The 2,678-nt window shown below is 44.1% G+C and carries 2 protein-coding genes and 1 pseudogene; 1 reads left to right on the top strand and 2 read right to left on the bottom strand.

Annotated features, from left to right (window positions below):
* Positions 1-361, bottom strand: a pseudogene (locus HMPREF9074_RS12485) (hypothetical protein); the annotation flags it as partial.
* Between the two features lie 20 nt (positions 362-381).
* Entirely contained in the window at positions 382-1,104 is a 723-nt protein-coding gene (locus HMPREF9074_RS11325; protein ID WP_009733810.1) for a metallophosphoesterase, read from the bottom strand.
* Positions 1,105-1,272: 168 nt separating this feature from the next.
* Between HMPREF9074_RS11325 and brnQ the strand changes: the two genes are divergently transcribed.
* The gene (gene brnQ, locus HMPREF9074_RS11320) at positions 1,273-2,568 is read left to right on the top strand and encodes a branched-chain amino acid transport system II carrier protein (protein WP_009733809.1); all 1,296 of its coding nucleotides are present in this window, start codon (positions 1,273-1,275) and stop codon (positions 2,566-2,568) included.
* Positions 2,569-2,678 lie beyond the last annotated feature (110 nt).

The raw sequence follows: 2,678 nt of genomic DNA, 5'->3' as shown, positions 1-2,678 counted from the left end.
AGGCCGTGGTGCGCTTGCCTAAAAGCTGTTGGTTAGGATTGAGTTCGATGCCTTGTATGCGTGCCTCTGGACTTTCTTTCCATTCGTTTTCGGTTATATAAGCACTTTCAACTTTATGATTATTAGTATTATACAGGATTATATAGGCATCGTGCTGTACTTGCTCGGCGTGAGGGGCTGTGCGAGTAAGAGGAAATGCAATAAGCTTGTAGAGGGTGTCGCTCTTGAGGCGTTGCTCGGCATAAAGATGCCAATCGATGTGGCGCTTGTCGATTTTTAGTTGTTTTTCAATGACTTGTACGTCAGTCATATTGGGTTGGGCTAAGCTGAATAGCGGTAATAAAAATATTAGGTATTTCATTTTAAATTGATTTTTAGGGGTTATTGGTTGCGTCCGGCTTCATCGGGATAGAGGGTGTATACGGGGTCGCTTTGCCAGTACTGTAGCGTATCGATGTCCATAATGGTAATGCGCCCTTTGAAGGCTGCTCCTGTATCGACGTTGGTTACTCCGTTGAAAGACAATGGTTTATCTGTTCCTAATCGAGTGGTAGGGGTATGCCCTATATAAATATGTGTATAGAGCTTGAGGCGATTGGGGTAGTGAGGGTCGGTAGGCGACAGGGTGCTGCTCTGGGCAAGCTCCCATAGGGTTCTGTCCCAATAATACATTTCGGGGAAGTGCTCGTAGGCGATGCCGCGTAGGTTGGTAAATCCGGCGTGCAAGAAGAGGCGGTTTTGAGCGTCTAAGTAATAATTTTGTAGAGAGGCAAGGAAGTCTAAATGTGCTTGGCGGCGGGTTTCGGTAACGTTTTGGTAGGCTTTTTCGGTTGCCTTGCCGCCGTGTAATCGCCAGAGGGTATCCATATTCTTTCCCTGTAGGAAATCGTAGCAAAGGGCATCGTGGTTGCCGCGCAAGAAGAGACAGCGCTGCTGGTGCTGGTAGGAGATGAGAAAATCGAGGACTTCGGGGGTCTGACTCCAGCCATCGGCATAATCACCAAGAAAGATAAGATGGTCGGTGGGCTGAATGTCGGCACGCTCAAGGACTTGTGTGAGGGCTTTGATTGCCCCGTGTATATCGCCTATTACTAAGGTTCGCATCGGTATTAGGTATTTGTTTTTTTTGTTTCGGAGGCAAAAATACGAAAAATAATTTGTTAATTAGCAAATTTGTCGATTTGTTGATTTACTTAGTGTTAATTATTGTATAAAGTTTGTTTTATTCTATTTTTTTTATTTTTTTTGCGCTTATTTTATCAGTTTGAGGTTATGAAGCATCTATCTAAACATAAATGGACTACGGTTACTACTGTGGGCTTTGCTCTTTTTGCTATGTTCTTTGGGGCTGGTAATCTTATTTTTCCGCCTTTTATAGGGATAAGAGTGGGGTATGAATGGCCTTGGGCACTCATCGGGCTTTTTATCACTGCTATACTTGCGCCTTTTTTAGGGGTGCTGATGGTGTCGAAAGTGGGGAAACAGTTTACTGACTTGGGGCTGCTGTTGCACCCTACCCTTGTGAGGCTACTGACGCTGCTCATCATATTATGTATAGGTCCGCTGGTAGCCTTGCCTCGTACAGGAGCGACTACTTTTGAGATAGGGATACACCCTCTCCTACCCGACTTTTCGCCGATTTGGTTTTCTATTCTTTTCTTCGGCACTGCTCTTATTCTATCGATTTCAAAAACTAAAATAGTAGATATTATAGGTCGGTTTCTGACGCCATTTCTGTTGTTTGTCTTGTTTTTGCTCATCATATTTGGGATGCTATACCCTACTGCTGCCATTGAGCCTACCTCGATGACGGCTACGGAAAGTTTTGTGTTGGGCTTCACGGAGGGCTACCAAACAATGGATGTGCTTGCCTCAGTGATTTTTGCGAGCATCATCATAGCGGCTGTGGTGAATAAAGGGTTTAGTTCGCCTGCGAAACGCACTAAAATGACGCTATTGTCAGGAATGGTATCGACCTTATGTTTGCTTTTTATCTATGGAGGGTTGATTTACTTAGGGGCGACCTCGGGATATCCTCTGAATGAGGGAAGTACGCGCACAAAGCTGTTATTGCACATATCGCACTCTGTATTAGGGCATTGGGGCACAATGGCGGTGGCGGCGGCTATTGGCTTTGCGTGTTTGACGACTGCGATTGCGCTTATCTCGGCTGTAAGTTCGTTTTTTGAAGAATTTACCAAAGGGCGTTTGCCTTATAAAATGGGGGCGGTGCTGTGTACGCTTATAGCGGTGGTGCTATCGGTGAATAGTGTGGATAGTATCATAGCCTATGCGGGACATATATTGGTGTTTATCTACCCGATAGTGTTTACGATTATCTTATGTGTATTGGTTTTCAGCAATTGGGTGCGGACGCCTGCGCCTTATATAGCGAGTGTGCTGACGACTGCACTGCTGTCGCTCATTGATACGTGTAACAATCTGAAGTTGCCTTTGGGAGGATTATATGAACTTAAAAAACAGCTACCCTTAGCGGCATATGATTTGGAATGGGTGTTGCCTTCATTGGTAGTATTTTTAGCGGTAGCGGTGTTTAAGAGGAGGTAGGTGTTAAGGTTTAGTTATAACAATTAACAACTGACAATCAGCGTTTTAAATACTATTATAAAAAATAATTAGTAAAAAATTTGGTAGATATACTGAAAAGCTGTACTTTT

Source organism: Capnocytophaga sp. oral taxon 329 str. F0087 (assembly GCF_000213295.2).
Classification (GTDB): domain Bacteria; phylum Bacteroidota; class Bacteroidia; order Flavobacteriales; family Flavobacteriaceae; genus Capnocytophaga; species Capnocytophaga leadbetteri_A.
Note: the sequence above shows the minus strand (reverse complement) of the source record. Positions and strands in the feature narration are given on the sequence as shown.